Genomic DNA, 2,755 nt, shown 5'->3' with positions numbered 1-2,755 from the left:
CGCCCGCGCGAACCACCCCACCGCCGCGCCGTCCGCCGCCCGCGCCCGCGCGTCCCGCCCCGCCGCCGGCCAACAACACGCTGCGCGCTGGTGCGACCCCCACGCGCCGTCCTCCGGGTCCTCCTCCACCGCCCTCGGATGACCTGGACGAGGACGAGGACGACGACCGGCCGAAGACGGAGCTGAACACGTCGGAGAAGACGCAGATCCGCCCGGCGCCGGAGCGTCCTCGCCGGTAGGCCGCCCCTGGCGCGGGGACCCTCCGGGTTCCCCGGGCCGCGGCGACGTGATGCATCCACGCGGGGCGCCTGGCGTTGGACAGGGTTGTCGCACTCCGGTGGGTGGGGACCTGTCCCACCACATGGGTCCACGAATCCTGACCTTGCGAGGAGGACGGGTCAGGGAGAAAGTGCTCCCGTGTTGATCCCCTTCCTCGCCGCGCTCACCCTGGTGGTCGCTCAGGCGCCCGCGCTTCCCTCCTCCGCGAAACCCGTCACCGTGCTGCTGGCGCCCACGGACGTGACGCGGGGAACGCCGCGCTACCTCGTCGGAACCGCCCAGGAGCACGTGGCCGAGCAGCTCAAGGCCCGGGGCCTGGAGGTGATCCGCGTGGAGGACGTGACGCGCACGCTGCCGAAGAAGAAGCGCACGGCGATGATGCGCTGCAACCGCACGCAGCCGTCCTGCATCGCGTCCCTGGGCGTGGCGGCGAAGACGGACGTGGTGATGGTGACGGAGATTGGCCCGTACCTGAACGCGTACAAAGCGGGCGTGCGTGTGTACACGGCGCAGGACGGCGCGCCGCTCGTCGAGGAGTCGGTCCCTGGCGTGAGCGAGGACCAGGTGCTGGACGCGCTCAACAAGTCGTTGGACGTGGTGGTGCCGCGCACGCTGCGGGTGCTGCGTCCGGAGCCGGTGGCGCCTCCGCCGGTGACGCCGCCCGTGGCGCAGCAGACGCCCCACGTGACGCCGGGGGAGAGGCAGCCGGGGCCGGACCTGACGCCGGGCGTGCAGCCGCCCACCGACCTGGGCCTGAGTGACACGCCGACGGTGGAGACGCCGGGGCGGCGCAAGTGGGCCTGGGTGCCGGCGGCGGGCGGCGTGGTGTTGGCGGGCGTGGGGACGGTGTTCTTCGTGCAGTCGCGCGGAAAGCTCAGCGACCTGAACGAGAAGCAGTATCCCGACCTGGAGGAAGCGAAGGACATTCGCGACTCCGGCAAGCGCTCGCAGACCCTGGGTGTGGTGGGCATTGGTGTGGGCGCGGCGGCCATCGCGGCGGGCGCGCTGATGTACTTCCTGCCGGTGAAGCAGACGAACGTTCAGCCGTCCGTGACGCTCACGCCTCAGGGCGGTGGTTTGAGCTTCGCTGGGACGTGGCAGTGAGCACGGGGAAAGCCATGCGGAACCTCTGGAAGGTCGGCGCGCTGAGCGCGGTGTTCGGTGCGGTGCTCGGCATGGGCGGATGCAGCGACTTCGAAGCGGCCTACGAAGGCTGTCAGGACGCGGGCCGCTGCGGACCGCAGACCAGCGGAGACGGCGGCAGTGACGCCGGTGACGCGGGAGATGCCGGTGATGGTGGAGACATCACGCCTCCCCCCTGCGGCGACGGCGGCGTGGACTACCCCGACCTGACCGGCTTCGACAACGACTGCGACGGAATCGACGGTGTCGCGGACGCGGGCTTCTTCGTGGATCCGGTGGGAGGCCGAGATGACAACAACGGCAGCCGGACGCATCCGTTCCAAACCCTGACGCGTGCGCTCCGGGAGATCCGCGACGGCGGCACGGGGCGCAACATCGTGTACCTGGGCACCGGCACGTACAGCGAGCCCACACCCATGGTGGACATCCCCGTGTCCATCTACGGCGGTTACACGTGGCGCGGCGGTGAGAATCCCTTCTGGGACCGGTTCAAGGATGGCGGCGGCAGCACGTTCTTCGATGGCGGCACGCTCGCGTTCACCGTTCATAACGTCACAACCGAGCGCGTCCTGCTGGATGGGCTCCACATCGCATCCGACAACGTGATCCAGGAGGGTGGAGCATCCATCGCCCTCCGAGTCGTCCACACCTCGGACCTGCAACTCCACAACACCGTCATCGAAGCAGGCCAAGGTGGAAATGGTGGGGCGGGCACATCCGGCGATGGCGGCGCGACAGGCGCCCGAGGCTTTGATGGCGGTTCGGCAAAGGGCAACAGCGCTGGAGACCAGGGACCGGGCGGTGTGGCCACATGTTCGGTCAATGGAGCGGGTGTTGGCGGCGTGGGCGCTAACGGCGTTGGTCGTGACTTCGGCGATAACGGTGGTACCGGCGAGCCCAACACTGCGGGAGGCCAGGGCGGTGGAGATGGAGGGCCATCCTTCGGCAACGGTGTTTATACGTGCACGGGAGGCCAGGGAGCTGACGGAGGCTTGGGCAATCCAGGCATGGATGGGCTCCAGGGCGACGCGGGTATTGGAATTGGCCTGCTGAATCCTGATGCAGGCCGCTGGGAGTTGCAGTCCAGCCAGCACGGCGCCGCCGGAACCCGGGGACGTATCGGAGCGGGAGGTGGCGGAGGTGGGAGTGGTGGGGCCTGTTCAGACCGCACCGTCAACTCAAGCGAAAACGCGGCCTCTGGCGGTGGTGGTGGCGGAGGTAGTGGTGGTTGTGGCGGCGAGCCCGGAACAGGTGGTGGCGCGGGAGGCGCATCCATCGCGCTGGTACTCATCGACTCCCACGCCACGGTGGGCGTCAACGCCAAGCTGACGAC

The 2,755-nt window shown here is 69.5% G+C and carries 2 protein-coding genes and 1 pseudogene; all 3 read left to right on the top strand.

The window, feature by feature from the left end:
- Nucleotides 1–239: pseudogene (locus tag D7W81_RS40730) on the top strand (CpaF family protein); the annotation flags it as partial.
- 178 nt (nt 240–417) lie between these two features.
- Nucleotides 418–1,383: a hypothetical protein gene (locus tag D7W81_RS40725; RefSeq protein WP_147445823.1), complete on the top strand. Its 966-nt coding sequence runs from the start codon at nt 418–420 to the stop codon at nt 1,381–1,383.
- Nucleotides 1,384–1,397: 14 nt separating this feature from the next.
- Nucleotides 1,398–2,755, top strand: a 1,358-nt coding sequence (locus tag D7W81_RS40720) for a DUF1565 domain-containing protein (RefSeq protein ID WP_120560686.1), incomplete at its 3' end; no start/stop codon positions are given.

Origin of the sequence: Corallococcus aberystwythensis (genome assembly GCF_003612165.1) — a bacterium.
GTDB lineage: Bacteria > Myxococcota > Myxococcia > Myxococcales > Myxococcaceae > Corallococcus > Corallococcus aberystwythensis.
Note: the sequence above shows the minus strand (reverse complement) of the source record. Positions and strands in the feature narration are given on the sequence as shown.